The 16,141-nt window shown below is 62.8% G+C and carries 12 protein-coding genes; 7 read left to right on the top strand and 5 right to left on the bottom strand.

Going from position 1 to position 16,141, the window contains the following annotated elements; translation table 11 throughout:
• Positions 1 to 124: 124 nt before the first annotated feature.
• Both ACTIFE_RS08410 and ACTIFE_RS08415 read right to left on the bottom strand, forming a co-directional pair.
• Positions 125 to 2,566, bottom strand: a complete 2,442-nt coding sequence (locus tag ACTIFE_RS08410) for a penicillin-binding protein 1A (RefSeq protein WP_439528705.1) — start codon at positions 2,564 to 2,566, stop codon at positions 125 to 127.
• Positions 2,567 to 2,735: 169 nt separating this feature from the next.
• Entirely contained in the window at positions 2,736 to 4,046 is a 1,311-nt protein-coding gene (locus ACTIFE_RS08415) for an N-acetylmuramoyl-L-alanine amidase (protein ID WP_439528706.1), read from the bottom strand.
• 780 nt (positions 4,047 to 4,826) lie between these two features.
• Between ACTIFE_RS08415 and ACTIFE_RS08420 the strand changes: the two genes are divergently transcribed.
• Positions 4,827 to 7,517, top strand: coding sequence for an Rne/Rng family ribonuclease (locus tag ACTIFE_RS08420; RefSeq protein ID WP_439528707.1), 2,691 nt, complete (start codon positions 4,827 to 4,829; stop codon positions 7,515 to 7,517).
• Between the two features lie 79 nt (positions 7,518 to 7,596).
• Here ACTIFE_RS08420 and ACTIFE_RS08425 read toward each other — a convergent pair whose 3' ends face one another.
• Together ACTIFE_RS08425 and ACTIFE_RS08430 are read right to left on the bottom strand one after the other, a co-directional pair.
• Positions 7,597 to 8,409, bottom strand: a complete 813-nt coding sequence (locus tag ACTIFE_RS08425) for a hypothetical protein (RefSeq protein ID WP_439528708.1) — start codon at positions 8,407 to 8,409, stop codon at positions 7,597 to 7,599.
• A gap of 59 nt (positions 8,410 to 8,468) precedes the next feature.
• Positions 8,469 to 9,584, bottom strand: a complete 1,116-nt coding sequence (locus ACTIFE_RS08430) for a pyridoxal phosphate-dependent aminotransferase (protein WP_439528763.1) — start codon at positions 9,582 to 9,584, stop codon at positions 8,469 to 8,471.
• 307 nt (positions 9,585 to 9,891) lie between these two features.
• Between ACTIFE_RS08430 and ACTIFE_RS08435 the strand changes: the two genes are divergently transcribed.
• The 6 genes from ACTIFE_RS08435 (at position 9,892) to aat (ending at position 15,282) form a co-directional block, all read left to right on the top strand.
• Positions 9,892 to 11,325 (top strand): M48 family metalloprotease, encoded by a 1,434-nt coding sequence (locus ACTIFE_RS08435; RefSeq protein WP_439528709.1) that lies wholly within the window; start codon positions 9,892 to 9,894, stop codon positions 11,323 to 11,325.
• A 52-nt stretch (positions 11,326 to 11,377) separates the two neighbouring features.
• Positions 11,378 to 12,136, top strand: a complete 759-nt coding sequence (locus ACTIFE_RS08440; protein ID WP_439528710.1) for a DsbA family protein — start codon at positions 11,378 to 11,380, stop codon at positions 12,134 to 12,136.
• Between the two features lie 125 nt (positions 12,137 to 12,261).
• Positions 12,262 to 12,702 carry a type II 3-dehydroquinate dehydratase gene (gene aroQ / locus ACTIFE_RS08445; protein WP_439528711.1) on the top strand — a complete coding sequence of 147 codons (441 nt, stop codon included), beginning with the start codon at positions 12,262 to 12,264 and terminating at the stop codon, positions 12,700 to 12,702.
• Positions 12,703 to 12,726: 24 nt separating this feature from the next.
• Entirely contained in the window at positions 12,727 to 13,197 is a 471-nt protein-coding gene (gene accB, locus ACTIFE_RS08450; RefSeq protein WP_439528712.1) for an acetyl-CoA carboxylase biotin carboxyl carrier protein, read from the top strand.
• An 11-nt stretch (positions 13,198 to 13,208) separates the two neighbouring features.
• Complete coding sequence (gene accC / locus ACTIFE_RS08455; protein ID WP_439528713.1) at positions 13,209 to 14,555, top strand: acetyl-CoA carboxylase biotin carboxylase subunit; 1,347 nt, start codon at positions 13,209 to 13,211, stop codon at positions 14,553 to 14,555.
• Between the two features lie 28 nt (positions 14,556 to 14,583).
• Positions 14,584 to 15,282 (top strand): leucyl/phenylalanyl-tRNA--protein transferase, encoded by a 699-nt coding sequence (gene aat / locus ACTIFE_RS08460; RefSeq protein WP_439528714.1) that lies wholly within the window; start codon positions 14,584 to 14,586, stop codon positions 15,280 to 15,282.
• Positions 15,283 to 15,537: 255 nt separating this feature from the next.
• Here the strand turns inward: aat and ACTIFE_RS08465 are convergent, their stop codons facing one another.
• The gene (locus ACTIFE_RS08465; RefSeq protein WP_439528764.1) at positions 15,538 to 16,068 is read right to left on the bottom strand and encodes a DUF2155 domain-containing protein; all 531 of its coding nucleotides are present in this window, start codon (positions 16,066 to 16,068) and stop codon (positions 15,538 to 15,540) included.
• Positions 16,069 to 16,141: the final 73 nt, after the last annotated feature.

The following is a 16,141-nucleotide window of genomic DNA, read 5'->3' on the forward strand; positions in this document are numbered from 1 at the left end:
GGATACCTCGCTACGGGGTTGCCGGAAGGGTTGAATGAGCACCGGCCCGCCTTTGGGACGGGCCGGAACTTTGGGGCGTGAACCTAACTGCGCAGGGCGCCCGTGTAAACTGCGGTCTCGGCGATCAGTAAAGGCCGCCGGTTCCCGTCAGCACAGCCTCGCCGGCTTCCGGCGAAACGGTGCGCGGAATGCCCATTTCGTCCTGGAACCCGATCACCGAATAGGTGTCCGGAGGCGCTGTGCCCGGCTTGAAGGCTTCGAGGATCGTGTCGGATCCGCCTGCCACTGCCCGCAAGCCTGTGCGGCGGTTGATCGGGATCAACTGCAGGCCTTTCGGGACGCGAAACTCGACCGGTGGCTTGTCCTTGAGAGCCATGGACAGGAACTCGGTGAAAATCGGGGCCGCCACCTGGCCACCCGTACCACCGCGCCCCATCGGCCGCGGCTGGTCATAGCCGAGGAAGACGCCAACCGCCAGGTCCGGGGTATAGCCGATGAACCAGGCGTCCTTTTCCTCGTTCGTGGTGCCTGTCTTGCCCGCGACAGGACGGGCAAGTGCCTTGACGCTGGTCGCCGTACCGCGCTGGACCACGCCTTCCATCATCGACGTGATCTGGTAGGCGGTCATCGGATCGAGCACCTGCTCGCGCTCGTCGATGAGGTCCGGCTCGTCCTGGCCACGCCAATCGGCATCGGAGCAGGATTCGCAGATGCGACTGTCGTGCTTGTAGATGGTGCGGCCGTAACGATCCTGGATGCGGTCGATCAGGGTCGGGGTGATCTTGCGCCCGCCATTGGCGAGGATCGAATAGGCTGTGACCATGCGCAGCACGGTCGTCTCACCGGCCCCCAGTGACATCGACAGGACCGGCAACATATTGTCATAGATGCCGAAGCGCTTGGAATACTCGGCAACCAGCGGCATGCCCATGTCCTGCGCAAGCCGGATGGTCATCAGGTTCCGCGACAACTCGATACCCGTACGCAGGGTCGAAGGGCCATAGAACTTGCCGCCATAGTTCTGCGGGCGCCAGACGGCCTGTCCAGGAACAGCAAGTTCCAGCGGCGCATCCATGACCACGCTGGACGGGGTATAGCCATTGTCGAGCGCTGCCGCATACAGGAACGGCTTGAACGATGAACCCGGCTGGCGCATCGCCTGTGTCGCCCGGTTGAACTCGCTCTGGGCAAAGCTGAACCCGCCGACCATTGCCAGGACACGGCCGGTAAACGGATCCATGGCCACAAGCGCGCCCGAAATTCTCGGGATCTGCCGCAACTGATAGCCGCCATCCACGGCTTCAACATAGACGACATCGCCCTGTTTCAGGACATCGCTCACGGCTCCCGGCGCGCGGCCGTTGACCCTTGCCCATTTCATGTCTGCGAGCTTCAGGGTCGCTGTCTGGCGCTCAGGAGCGAGCTGACCGCTGATGAGACGCCCCGGCTGCAGCCCGACATCCGCCTCGTCCTTGCCGGCTGAAAGCACGACGGCCAGGCGCCATTCCGGCAGGTCGGACAGGGCCTCGACCTTGCCAAGATCAACGCCCCAATCGGCGCTCAGCGCAAGCTCCGCGACCGGACCACGCCAGCTGCCTCGCTTCTGGTCAAAGTCCAGCAGGCCGTCAATCAGCGCCTTGCGCGCCATGATCTGCATCTTGGGGTCAAGCGTCGATCGAACCGACAGGCCGCCCTCATAGAGGCTGTTCTCACCATAGATGTTCGCGACCTCCCGGCGAACTTCCTCGGTGAAGTATTCGCCGAACACCAGCTGGGAGCCGGTTTCGCGCGGGGTCACTTCCAGCGGCCGCGCCTTGGCACTTTCGCCGTCGGCAGCTGTCACATAACCGTTCTCGACCATCCGGTCGATCACCCAGTTCCGACGTTCGATGGCGCGTTCGCGGCCGCGGAACGGATGGTAATTGTTCGGAGCTTTCGGCAGGGCAGCGAGATAGGCGACCTCCTCCAGCGTCAGCTCATGCACGGACTTGTCGAAATAGACCAGCGAGGCGGCGGCGACACCATAGGCACCAAGTCCGAGATAAATCTCGTTCAGGTACAGTTCGAGGATCTCGTCCTTGGTGTAGGCCTGCTCGATGCGCAGCGACAGGATCGCTTCCTTGATCTTGCGGTCAATCGAGACCTCATTGGTCAAGAGGAAGTTCTTGGCGACCTGCTGGGTAATGGTCGAGGCGCCTTCCGGGCGGCGGCCTGAGCCGTAATTCTGGACGAAGCGGATGGTCGCACGGGCAATGCCCTCCGGATCAATCCCGACGTGGCTGTAGAAGTTCTTGTCTTCCGAAGAGATATACGCCTGCTTGAGCAGATCCGGGATCGCCTGGATCGGCAGGAACATGCGGCGCTGCTTGGCATATTCGGCCATCAGGCTGCCGTCAGAGGCGTGGACGCGCGTCATCACCGGCGGCTCGTAGTTCTTGAGCGCGGTGTAGTCCGGCAGATCCTTGGACAGATTGTCGAGATAGACCCAGACACCGGCGGCCACCAGCAGCGCAAGCACGGCGCCGATGCCAAACAGATACCCGAAAAACTTGATCAGAAACTTCATGCGTCCGGCTCGCCCTAAATCCAGGCCTCAGGTCGTCAGGCGCCCCACCTAACACACTCGTGACGGAGCGGCACCGGTTTTCGGTGCGGGCGCGATCTTACGCTCCTTAGTCCTTGAGCAATATGGCGATGCTGAGGCATCACCGGCATAGCACCTTGCAGATGCACGCCTATTGCGCTGTCGCCTGCGCCGCAGCCGGCTTTTCCATCGCAAACCGCGGCTGGAAGAACGCGTCCACCGCCTCCGCCACCGCTGTTGCAGTCCGCTCCCGCCACTCCGGTGAGATCAGGAGCTTCTCGTCGTGCTCATTCGACAGATACCCAAGCTCGACCAGAACAGACGGGACATCATGTGCTTTCAGCACAAGGAAGCCGGCCGAGCGATGCGGATTGTTGATCAGCTTGACCGCGCTCTTCAGTTCCTCGACCAGGGTGCGGGCGAAGTGGATCGAAAACACTTTCGTCTCACGCCGGGCAAGGTCGATCAGAATATCCGTGACCTCTGCCGGCTCGGCACTCAGTTCAACGCCGGCAATGACGTCCGACAGGTTTTCAGACTCAGCAATCTGCGCAGCAACGTCGTCCGAGGCCCGGTCAGAGAGAGTATAGACCGTTGCACCCCGGACAATGTCCTTGCCGCTGCGCACGGAATCGGCGTGAACGGAAATGAACAGGTCAGCGCTCTTTTCGCGTCCGATGGTCACGCGCTTGCGCAAAGGAACAAATGTGTCGCTGTCGCGGGTCATATGAATTGTATAACGGCCGGTCGCCTCGAGCTTGCGTTGCAACTCGCGGGTAAACTCGAGCACGACTGCCTTCTCCAGCGTCCCATGCACGCCGACAGCCCCTGTGTCGAGACCACCATGCCCGGCATCCAGAACGATGACGGGTTTGGTCTTTGCTCCTGTATCAAGTCGATCCCCTTTTGGCGCGGCAACCGGATCGGCACCTGCAGCAGGCTGGCGCGTCGCCTCCACGGCAGCAAGGAAGGTCGTCCGGTCAGACTTCACCAGATCCAGAACCAGCCGTGCCGGCTGATCCTCGACTGCGGGTAGAACGAAACTCTTGTCGAGATCGACCGGCTCGCCCACATCCAGCACGATGCGGGACTTGCCCGGCGCAAAGGACCCGTAGCGCCACGCCTTGATCAGGCCCCGCCCCTCTTCGCCGGCGCGCGGCGGCAGGCGGAAGTCCATCGCCGGCAGATCGATGATCAGGCGATAGGGATCGGCCAGCTTAGAGACGGAAAATGTGATCGGCGTATCAAGGTCAAGCACGAACCGGGTCCGCGTTTCGTCACCGGCGATTCGCGCGTCTGTCGCCGCAGCAACCGGCTGGGAGGCCGCAGCAACCGGTTGTGGCGCAAAAACAAGCGTCAACAGAAAGACGGCAAACAACATTGCAAGCGCACCGAACCGCCCGTCGAACGGACGCGGCACGGACACCTGAGGATGTGTCAGCGGGCGGCGGCTGCGATACATTCCGTGAAGCTCCAACTCTGCCAACACGCCAGCGGCGGCTTTTGAAGCCCCGCGATGGCCGGTTTCCAGCCGTTTCTGCCCTAGCGGCACCATCAGCGAAGACGGGCATCCACAGACACACGCTTGCGCCAGCTCGCCGGATTGTTTGCCCGACAAGGCTGCCCGTCTCAGGTTAACCTTTCGCTAACGCTTGACACAGTTCGATGCAAGCGTCCCTCCTCCATTTCCATTGCTTGCCAAGGCGCGCAACGGACCGTAAAAGGGACTTTACGGATTTCGGTTTGCAACCGATACCGGTTAGACAGATGGAACAGCATGGCTTTCCACATGTCATCGCAGGTTTGACCGGACGCACGGCAGGGGAAGAGGCCAAATCATCCCCGCCTTCTGCGGCCCGACCGGATGGCGAAACAACCGGCAGCGTGTTGCAGGCTTCACGGGAATGCCCGCCTTTTTTGACGTGGTTGCTTGCCGGGAGTGCGGCCCGGATCCGGATCATCAGAGACAGGGTGCAAAGGCAAGGGCCGGCGCACCAGGCCTCATAGCGTAACACCAGTTCAACGACGGCAGGCACTGCCTTGACGATTTTCGCGATGCAGGCGGGGACAAGACAAGCGGCGGATCATCCCTTCAGGGGCCGCCGGTCCGCAGGTATCAGCGCGCGCAGGCCCGCCTTTTTCATCTTCACATCAAGCGACAAGAAAACGATCAGCCGTGCCCTCAGAGATGGAGCGCGTTCGCCGCGCCCAGAGGGATCGGTGATCGTGGAGATCCCAGTCTATGGCAAACAAGATGCTGATCGACGCGGCGCACCCGGAAGAGACCCGGGTCGTCGTGGTCCGTGGCAATCGGGTTGAAGAATTCGACTTCGAGGCAGCTAATCGCAAGCAACTGCGTGGAAATATCTATCTGGCCAAAGTGACGCGTGTCGAACCGTCCCTGCAGGCCGCCTTTGTGGAATATGGCGGCAATCGCCACGGCTTCCTTGCCTTCAGCGAAATCCACCCGGACTATTACCAGATCCCGATGGCCGATCGGCAGGCGCTGATCGACGACGAGCGCGCCGAGGACGAACGTCGCGAGGCAGCCGAGCGCGCCGCCCAGGCCCGCCGGGGCGAGGACGATCATTCCGACGAGGACGGCGACAGCGAAGCCAACGGCGACGGCGAAAATGGCCACGGCGACGATGACGCCGATCACGTTGAATCCGTCGGCGCAGAAGACGCCATGGAAGAAGTGCCGGAACGCCGCCAGCGCCAGCGCCGGCAGTACAAGATCCAGGAAGTGATCAAGCGCCGCCAGGTGCTGCTGGTCCAGGTGGTCAAGGAAGAGCGCGGCAACAAGGGCGCGGCCCTCACAACCTATCTCTCGCTCGCCGGACGCTATTCGGTGCTGATGCCGAACACCGGTCGCGGGGGCGGCATTTCCCGCAAGATCACCCAGCTGACCGACCGCAAGCGCCTGAAGAAGATCGCCTCCGAGCTGGACGTGCCGGAGGGCATGGGCGTTATCCTGCGCACCGCTGGTGCCAGCCGGACCAAGGCCGAGATCAAGCGCGACTTCGAGTATCTGATGCGCCTTTGGGAGAATGTGCGCGACCTGACGCTGAAATCATCGGCGCCCTGCCTCGTCTACGAGGAAGGCAGCCTGATCAAGCGCTCGATCCGCGACCTCTACAACAAGGATATCGACGAGGTTCTCGTCGCCGGCGAGGACGGCTACCGCGAGGCCAAGGACTTCATGCGCATGCTCATGCCGAGCCATGCCAAGAACGTCCAGCCGTACCGCGATGCGACCCCGATCTTTACCCGCTTCGGTGTCGAGCCGCAGCTGGACGCGATGTTCTCGCCGCAGGTCACCCTGCGCTCGGGCGGCTATATCGTCATCAACCAGACCGAAGCGCTGGTCTCCATCGACGTCAACTCGGGCAAGTCGACCCGTGAGCACAACATCGAGGACACCGCCCTCCAGACCAACCTTGAAGCCGCTGAGGAGATCACCCGACAGTTGCGCCTGCGCGACCTGGCCGGCCTCATCGTCATCGACTTCATCGATATGGAGGAAAACAAGAACAACCGGTCCGTCGAGCGCAAGCTCAAGGATTGCCTGAAGAACGACCGCGCCCGCATCCAGGTCGGCCGCATCTCGCACTTCGGCCTGCTGGAGATGTCGCGCCAGCGCATCCGCACCGGTGTTCTGGAAAGCTCGACCACGGTCTGCCCGCATTGCCATGGCACCGGCATGATCCGCTCGGTTGAATCCGTTGCCCTGCATGTGCTGCGGTCGCTGGAAGATTTCCTGCTGAAGGGCGTCACGCACAACATCATCGTGCGCACCAATGCGTCGGTGGCCCTTTATATCCTGAACCAGAAGCGCAAGCATCTGGGTGACCTTGAGGCCCGCTTCGGCCTCGAGATCAGCGTCCTGGCCGAGGACATCGGCCATGGCCAACATTACGTGCTGGAGCGCTCGACCCTGATCGACCGGGACCGCATTCCCCTGCCGCCCCCGCCGATGGTCCAGCCGCACACGATCACCATCGAGGAGATGGATGACATCGTCGAGGAGATCGAGGACGAAGACGAGGACGACGAGGAAGAGGTCGCCGCGCCTGATGCCAAGCGGTCCCGTGGTCCGAAGGCTGCCGAAGAGGGTGACGGCGAGAGCGAGGGCGAGCGCAACCGCCGCCGCCGCCGCCGCAAGCGTCGGCGCAGCCCGGATGCCGGCCAGGCTGGCGAACAGGACGAAAGCCGCGCCTCCCCAAGGGCCGCAGGCGATTCGGAAGCTTCCGACGACCAGGACGGCGATGAGGATGGCGAAGGCGACGACAATGGCGACGAACAGTCGGCCATCGGTGCCGATGGCGAGACCAAGCGCAAGCGTCGCCGGGGCCGGCGTGGCGGGCGTCGCGGCCGCCGCAATGGCGAGCGCGAAGGCGGTCTGGACGAAGAGGGATCCGAGGACGGCGACGGTGAGGCGCTGAACGACAATGTCGACGCGTCCGAAGCCCCGGCCGCCGCGCAGGACACCTCCGATGCATCGGAAGCGGGTGACGTGAGCGGGGCAAGGACGGCCGAACCTGTCGCCGTGACTGCTGAGCTCGAGATCCACGCCGAGGCTGCAGAGCCGGTTGTATCTGCAACGGATGTTGCAGCAGGCGGCGCATCCACGGACGTTGAAACGCCGGCGGTTGCGGAGGCTGACGGTTCCGACAGCGCCGAAGCAACCCTGGACACGGGCGGCGAGGTTACTGTCGAGACTGTCGCTGACAAGGTGGACGTTGCAGCGCCTGAGGTTGCAGCTGAGGCCCCTGCCACAGAAGCGGTCCCTGCCGAGCCGGTTGTCGAGGCCCCTGCCCGGCCCCGCGCCCCGCTGACGCCGGTCGTGACCAGCGAAGGCAACGGCCAGGGTGACGGCGGCGATGACAAGCCGAAGCGTTCCGGCTGGTGGCAGCGCCGCTCGTTCTTCTGAGCTGGTAAGCACTTGAAACTGAAAACACCTCCGGGATCGCTCCCGGAGGTGTTTTCTTTTCAGGCCCCTGCCCTGCCACTCAGGGACAGGCAACGCCATTGGCCGTGCCACACTGGAAGAACTCCTCGCCTCCGGTGTTCCACTGGATCAGCAGTCCGTAGTTATGGCTCTCGCCAATCGGATAGACTGGCGCATTGAGGAATGTCGCCTGGACCGCGAGCCGGAACGCTTCGAGACCGGCCATGTCGGCATCATCGGCAAACTGCCTGCAGGCCGTTTCCCAGGGCTGGCCTGTGCCGGCGTAATCACCATTCTGCCAGATCGCCATGATGTTGCCGGCGACCGCGTCGAACTGGTTCTCCGGCAGCAGTTCCGCATTGTAGCGGCTGGCGGCCGTGGCAAGGTCCGGGCTGCCGTTGCCGACAATCTTGCAAAGGCCCTTGGGCCCAAAGATCTCCGGAACCAGATTGCCATAAGCGGCATTGGTCAGCGCCAGCACCGTATCGTCGCCAAGTGCCGTATTGCAGCTGTCAAAATAGACCTTGTCCGGCCGGGTCGGATGCGCAGCAAGAAGGTTCGCGGCAAAATCCGCCTTCGGGAACGGCCCGACATCCTCTTCATTGCCATGCGAAACAACATAGATATCGGCATAGGTGTCGAACCCGTCAGCCGCGTTCATGGCAACGACCGCACCGGTGTCTTCCCGCATGAAGAAGACATCCGTTGCCCCGTGATGCAGGGCGAACCATTGGCTGTCGATGGAATCCCGAGGGTTGTCGCAGATGGCCGAGGTCATCAGCACCGCGCTGTCGGCAAGGGCTACGGAAACCTGCGCAGCCGCCAGGGCAGCCCCGATAATCAGACGTTTCAGGATAGAGAAATGGAACGACATTGGCGTCTCCCGGTGGTTGGTCACACCGGGAGAGACGCCGGACAGGACGATCTGTGAGTTCAGCCGCGCCGCTGCATCCAGACGGAGAGACGATCCAGCGCTTGTGCGATATCGCCTGTTGCCCCCGCGAACGAGAACCGCATGAAGCTGGCCCCGTGCACCGGATCAAAATCCGCGCCGGGCGTTGCTGCAACCCCGGCCTCGGTCAACATCGCCCGGGTAAAGCCAAGCGAATCATCACAGAAACCGCCGATGTCCGCGTAGACGTAAAAAGCGCCATCCACGGGCAGCAGCCGGTCAAATCCGATGCGCGGCAAACGCTCGAGCAGCATCGCCCGGTTGGCCGCATATCCGGCTTTGACCAGTTCCAGTTCGGCTGTCGCATCAAACGCCGCCGTGGCGGCGATCTGGGACAGTTCCGGCGGCGAGATGTAGAGCGACTGGGCAATGCGCTCGGCCGGCCGCATCAGGCAGTCCGGCAGGATCATCCAGCCGATGCGCCAGCCGGTCATGCAGTAATATTTCGAGAAGCTGTTGATCAGGATGACATTGTCGGAGGTCGACAGGGCCGTGGCCTGCTGCCCCTCATAAACCAGCCCGTGATAGATCTCGTCGGAGATGAACCAGATGCCTTCATCCTCGCAATAGCGCACCAGGTCCGCAAGGGCCTCCGGCGCCATCATGGTCCCTGTGGGATTAGCCGGGCTTGCAACGAGGACGCCCTTTACCGGGCCATTGGCACGGGCGGCATCGATCAGTTCCGGGGTCAGGCTCCACCGCGTCTCGGGTCCCACTTCGATTTCGACCGGCACCAGCCCCAAAGCCCGGATAATGTTGCGATAGGCTGGGTAACCCGGCGCCGTCAGGACAATCCGGTCACCGGGGTCAAAGGCCGCCAGAAAGGCGAGGTTGAAGCCGGCTGAAGAACCGGTTGTCACCATGACGCGGCTCTCGGGCACATCAACACCGTATGCGTCGAGATAGTGCCGGGAAATGCGTTTGCGCAGGGGCAGGATACCGGCAGCTTCCGTATAGCCAAGGCGGCCGCTTTCCAGGGCCTGGCGTGCGGCCTGCAGAACAAGAGCCGGCGCCGGCGCACCAGGCTGCCCCACCTCCATGTGGATAATACTGCGACCCTCTGCCTCGAGCTTGCGGGCCGCGGCCAGAATGTCCATCGCGATGAAAGGGTCGACAGAACTGCGGCGTGAGGGGATGAGTTGGGGCGAGGACACGGCAATACTCCAGGTACTTGGGCATCGGCATCAAGGGAAAAGCCGCCACAAAGCGGACCCGGTCGCTTCCCTACCCCATCGGCGTCGCGCTGTCGCCTCAATCCATGGGTTGACTTGATGCTTCGGGGTGAGGTTGACCTGCTGTCCGGTCCTGCCTACCTTTTCAGGCAGCATTGCCCAGACGGAGCGGGTGACGCCCGTTCGCCGAAGTCTGTTCCGGTTGACCACGAGACCAAAGGTGCGCGCGCCCGTGAGCGACAAGACACAGCAGCCGACCGATCGTCGCCCCTCTGGTACACAGGCCTCCTGCCGCCGTTTTCTGGCGCTGGCGCTAGCCTGTGCCCTTTCGTTTTCCCTTGCCTTCTCGGGCCCGATGGCAAGCGCGGAGGCCCAAGGGCGCAAGATCCCCTTGGTGCGCGACGCGGAAACCGAGGAACTGCTGCGGGACTATGCCAGGCCGATCTTCAAGGCGGCAGGCATCGCACAGGGCCAGGTCGAGATCATTCTTGTCAATGACAAGGACTTCAACGCCTTCGTTCCCGATGCCAGGCGCATGTTCATCAACATCGGCGTCATCATGGACGCTGAAACGCCTGGCGAAGTGATCGGGGTGATCGCGCATGAGTCCGGCCATATCGCCGGCCGCCATCTGGTGCGTTTGCGCGAAGCCCTGGCGAATGCGCAGATCATGTCGGTCATCGGCACCGTTCTGGGCGCTGGCGCGGTCGTCGCCGGTGCCTCGCAGGGTGCCGGCGGGATCGACGGGCGGGGCGCTGCCATGGCGCTGAGCGCCGGCAGCATCGGTCAGCGCTCGCTGCTGGCCTATCAGCGCGGCGAAGAGGCCGCTGCAGACAAGGCTGCGCTTCGGTATCTCGAAATGACCGGACAGTCGGCCAAGGGGATGCTGAAGACATTCGAGCGCTTTGCAGACCAGCAACTCGTTGCCTCGAAATACGCCGATCCTTACGCCCTCAGCCATCCGATGGCGCGCGAACGCTTTGCAGCGCTTGAAGAGGCTGCCGCCAAGAGCAAGTTCTTCGACAAGCCGGCCGATCCGGCGCTCCAGGCCCGGCACGACATGGTCCGGGCGAAGTTGATTGCCTTCTCAAGTCATCCCAATGCAGTCGCCCGCGTCTATCCCAGTTCGAACACCAGTCTGCCGGCTCAATATGCCCGCGCCATCGCTGCGATGAAGTCGCGCGGCAAGGGAGCGCTGAAGGACATCGATGCGCTGATCCGGCAGCAGCCGGACAATCCGCATTTCCATGAACTGAAAGGGCAGACCCTGCTCGAATCAGGGAGCCCACGCGAAGCGATCCCATCGTTCCAACGCGCGCTTGCCCTGCGCCCGAACGAAGGCCAGTTCCACATCTGGCTTGGCTACGCTCTCGTGGGCGCGAATGACAAGTCACTGTTGCCGGAGGCCGAGCGGGTGCTGCGGGCCGGGATCCAGCGCGATCCAAACTCAGGCATCGGCTACAGCCAGCTCGCCATAGCCCTTGGGCGTCAGGGCAAGCAGGCCGAGGCCGATGTTGCCACCGCGCAAGGCCTGTCGATGGCCGGTGATTTCGAGGGCGCGCGACGCTATGCCGCCCGGGCTCAAAAGAATTTGAAACGCGGATCCCCCGCATGGCTGCAAGCGGATGATATTGTCGCGTATAAGCCACCTACGCTCGGGCGTTGAACGCCGCCCCAGACTTTCCAGGCCCGGTTGTCGGGTCCTGCCGGAGACAACAATGAACCGCCTGCTTGCTGCTGCCCTTGGCACCCTGATGCTCCTGACCCTTCCGATGTTGCCGGCTGCAGCTGAGGGCAAGCCGCTCAACAAGGCTGCCGTCGAAGCGATCGTGAAGGAATATCTCCTCACCAACCCGGAGGTGGTGCGCGATGCCCTGATTGAACTGGATCGCCGCGAAAAGGCGGAGGCAGAGGCCGCCACCGCCAAGCTGGTCAGCGACAGCTCCGGCATCCTGTTCAACTCCACCCGACAGGTGGTTCTGGGCAACCCAAAGGGCGATGTCACCCTGGTCGAGTTCTTTGACTACAACTGTGGCTACTGCAAACGCGCCATGACCGACATGGAGCGGCTGATCGAGGAAGATCCGAACCTGCGCGTCGTGCTGAAGGAATTCCCCGTGCTCGGCCAGGCGTCCATCGAGGCCGCACAGGTTGCCATTGCCGTGAACACGGTCGCTCCGGACAAGTACGGCATTTTCCATTCGGCCCTGATGAGCAATCGCGGCAAGGCTGACAGGACTGTCGCCCTGGAGATGGCGAAGGATGCCGGCGTTCCCGTCAAGGACCTTGAGGCGGCGATCCGTTCGGACGAGATCCTGGCCACGCTTGAGGAGGTCTATGGCCTGGCCAACCAGCTTGGCCTGTCCGGCACACCGGCCTATGTCATCGGTTCGGAGGTCATTCCCGGCGCCGTCGGCTACGACAGCCTGAAGACGGCGATTGCCTCGGTCCGCAAATGCGGCCAATCAAGCTGCTGACCTCGACACCATTCATCTTGGCGTTACACTTCCTGGGGGCATGAAGGCCATGCCCCCTGATCTGGGCTTTTCCTGAGGCCTGCAAGTCCCTATAAGAGAGCGGACTTCGCGGCCCTGGAGACGGAATGCCCGCACCCCTGTTCATTCTGAACGGCCCCAATCTCAACAGGCTCGGCAAGCGCGAGCCGGAGACCTATGGCCGGACCACACTTGCGGATATCGAGGCCCAGTGCCGCGCAACAGGCGCGCGCCATGGTTTCGACATCGTCTTCCGCCAGTCCAACAGCGAAGGCACCCTGGTCGACTGGATCCAGGAGGCTGGCGATGTCGCGCGCGGCCTTATCCTCAATCCGGCGGCCTACACCCACACCTCGGTGGCCCTGCACGATGCGATCCGCGCAGCAGGCATTCCGACGGTGGAGGTGCACCTGTCCAATGTCTTCGCCCGTGAGGCGTTCCGGCACCATTCCTATGTGTCGCCGGTTGCCCTGGGCGTGATCTGCGGCTTTGGCGCCAAAGGCTATGACCTGGCGATCGAGGCCCTGGCACATAAGATCGGCGCTTGACGCCAGAACCGAAAGAACTCCGTGATGACCAAAGAAAACAACGGTTTCGACAAGAATCTCATCCGTGAGCTGGCTCTTCTCCTCGATGAGACCAACCTGTCCGAAATCGAGCTGGAACAGAAAGACTTCCGAATCCGCGTCGCGCGCCAGCTGCGGATCGAAGCCTCTGTTCCGACCTATGCCGCACCGGCACCAGTTGCGGCAGCAACCGCAGCAGCTCCGGCTGCAGCGGTGGTGGAAGTTGCGGATCCAGCCCGGCATCCGGGCGTGGTGCCCTCACCGATGGTCGGCACGGCTTACCTGTCACCGGAACCGGGCGCACGGCCCTATATCGAAGTTGGCGACCGCGTCAACGAAGGCCAAACGGTCCTGATCGTCGAGGCCATGAAGACCATGAACCAGATCCCGGCTCCGCGCAGCGGCGTGCTGAAGCAGGTCCTCGTCAAGGACGCACAGCCGGTTGAATACGGCGAGCCGCTCTTCATCATCGAATAAGGGGCGACCTCATGTTCACCAAGATCCTGATCGCCAACCGCGGCGAGATCGCCCTCCGGGTGCTGCGCGCCTGCAAGGAGCTCGGCATCTCAACGGTGGCCGTGCATTCCACGGCCGATGCCGATGCAATGCATGTGCGCCTTGCCGATGAAAGCGTCTGCATAGGCCCGGCGCCGGCGCGCGACAGCTACCTCAATATCCCGTCGCTGCTGGCCGCCTGCGAGATCACCGGCGCGGATGCGGTGCACCCGGGTTACGGCTTCCTGTCGGAAAACGCCCGTTTTGCCGAGATCCTGGAAGCGCACAACATCACTTTCATCGGACCGACTTCAGACCACATCCGCATCATGGGTGACAAGATCGAGGCCAAGCAGACCGCCAAGCGCCTCGGCATTCCGGTGGTTCCCGGCTCCGACGGGGCTGTCGGCCCGAAGGACGACGCCCATGCGATTGCCCGCGAAATCGGCTTCCCGGTGCTCGTGAAGGCCGCTGCTGGTGGCGGTGGTCGCGGCATGAAGGTCGCCCTCACGGCAGATGACCTCGACAACGCGCTGGCCACCGCCCGCGCCGAAGCCAAGGCCGCGTTTGGCGATGACGCGCTCTACATGGAGAAGTATCTCGCCAAGCCGCGCCACATCGAGATCCAGGTTCTCGGCGATGGCCAGGGCAATGCGATCCATCTGGGCGAGCGCGACTGCTCGCTGCAGCGCCGTCACCAGAAGGTGCTGGAAGAGGCTCCCTCGCCGTCCCTGAACGCCGAGCAGCGGGCGCAGATCGGCGAGATCGTTGCCGATGCCATGCGCAAGCTGAAATATCGCGGCGTCGGCACGGTTGAATTCCTCTATGAGGACGGCGAATTCTATTTCATCGAGATGAACACCCGACTGCAGGTGGAACATCCGGTGACGGAAATGATCACCGGCATCGACCTCGTCAACGAGCAGATCCGCATTGCCGCTGGCGGCACGCTGAGTTTGCGGCAGGAGGATGTGCTGTTCGAAGGCCATGCCATCGAATGCCGCATCAATGCCGAAAACCCGCGCACCTTTGCTCCGTCTCCCGGCATGATTACCTATTACCACCCGCCCGGCGGGCTCGGCGTACGAGTCGATTCCGGCGTCTATCAGGGCTACAAGATCCCGCCCTACTATGACAGCCTGATCGGCAAGCTGATCGTGCACGGCCGGAACCGGGTGGAATGTATGATGCGTCTGCGCCGCTGCCTCGACGAGTTCGTCGTGGACGGCGTACAGACCACGATCCCGTTGTTCCGCGACCTGGTCGACAATCAGGACATCGCCAATGGCCAGTACGATATTCACTGGCTGGAGAAATACCTGGCGGAAGACAAGGCCTGAACGGGAGCCGTCAGCCCCGGAAACGGTCATGACAAAGCGAAAGAACAAGAAAGGCGACCTGCCGGAAATTACGCCGCAGCTGGTGCTTCGCGCCTATGCCTGCGGCATCTTCCCGATGGCAGAGTCTGCGGAGGATCCAGACCTGTTCTGGGTCGAACCCGAGCGGCGGGGTCTCCTGCCGCTCGATGCGTTCCATGTACCCCGGCGTCTCGCCCGCACGGTGCGCAGCGACCTGTTCGAGGTCCGCATCGACAGCACGTTCGAGGGCGTCATCGATGGCTGTGCGACGCCTGCCCCTGGACGGCGCAAGACCTGGATCAACAACGAGATCCGCCGGCTCTATGGCGAGTTGTTTGATCTTGGCCATTGCCACACGGTGGAAACCTGGCGCGAGGGACAGCTCGTCGGCGGGCTCTACGGCATCAGCCTCGGCGGCGCGTTTTTCGGCGAAAGCATGTTTTCCTTCGAGCGCGATGCCTCGAAAGTGGCCCTGATCCACCTGGCCGCACGGCTGATTGCTGGCGGCTACCGTCTGCTCGACACCCAGTTCGTCACTGACCACCTTGCACGCTTCGGCGCCATCGAGGTGGACAAGCAGGACTACGAGATCCTGCTGCAGGGCGCCCTGCCGCTTGAGGGCGATTTCCACGCCCTGTCCGCTGTCACGACAGGCGCGGTGGTGATGGACGTTCTGGATTGCGTTGCCAAGACTGACAGCACTCGCTGAACAAGCAATCACGAAGACCCGTCGGGACCGGTTGAAGGGCGTAAGCCGGCAAGCTAGCTGACAAACCTCGACCTCACCTCCGTCATCCCGGCCCAGCGAAGCGCCGAGCCCGGACCGGAGAGCCGATGCCTCGATGCTTCAATGAGCCATCATCCGAGGGACCTTGGCACTCCGGTCCCGGATCTCCGCTTCGCTGCGTCCGGGATGACGATAGATAGCTTGTCAGCGGTCTGACGGGCGATAAGCCTGCTGTGCTTAGAACAAAGGCGGCTTGGGACGCGGTGCCGGGACATTGGCCCCATCCAGCGGGGCTGCAGCGGCGTCTTCTGCAATCGGCGCTGCAGAGCCAAGCGTGTCAGCGCCCTCCTCCACCACCTGGACCGGTGGGCCGGCGTACCCTTCGGGCGGTGCGACCGTCGAGGTCTGGCTGCAATCGGTCAGCCAGACGTCATAGACAGGGTGCTCAACCGCATGGAGGCCCGGGCTGGCAGCGAACATCCAGCCGGAGAAGATCCGCCGGACCTCGTTGTTGAGGGTAATCTCGTCGACCTGGACGAAGGAGGTCGTCTGCGGGTTTTCCGTTTGTGGCCTGGTGTTGCAGACGCGCGGCGTCACCTGCAGCGCGCCGAACTGCACCGTCTCACCGATATAGACATCGAAGCTGGTGATCCGGCCGGTGATCTTGTCAAGACCGGCGAACACGGCGACCGGGTTCTCGATCTTTTCGGCAAGGGCCGGCGCGAGCCACGGACCCGCCAGAACGGTCAAGCCCAACCCGATCTGCATCATCCTGATAGAAAGCCGCATGACATCCTTCGGCAATGAAATTGCTGCACCAAACCAACAGGGCAACTAGCAC

The sequence above is a fragment of the Pannonibacter sp. genome (assembly GCF_051860505.1).
In the GTDB taxonomy this organism is placed as follows: domain Bacteria; phylum Pseudomonadota; class Alphaproteobacteria; order Rhizobiales; family Stappiaceae; genus Pannonibacter.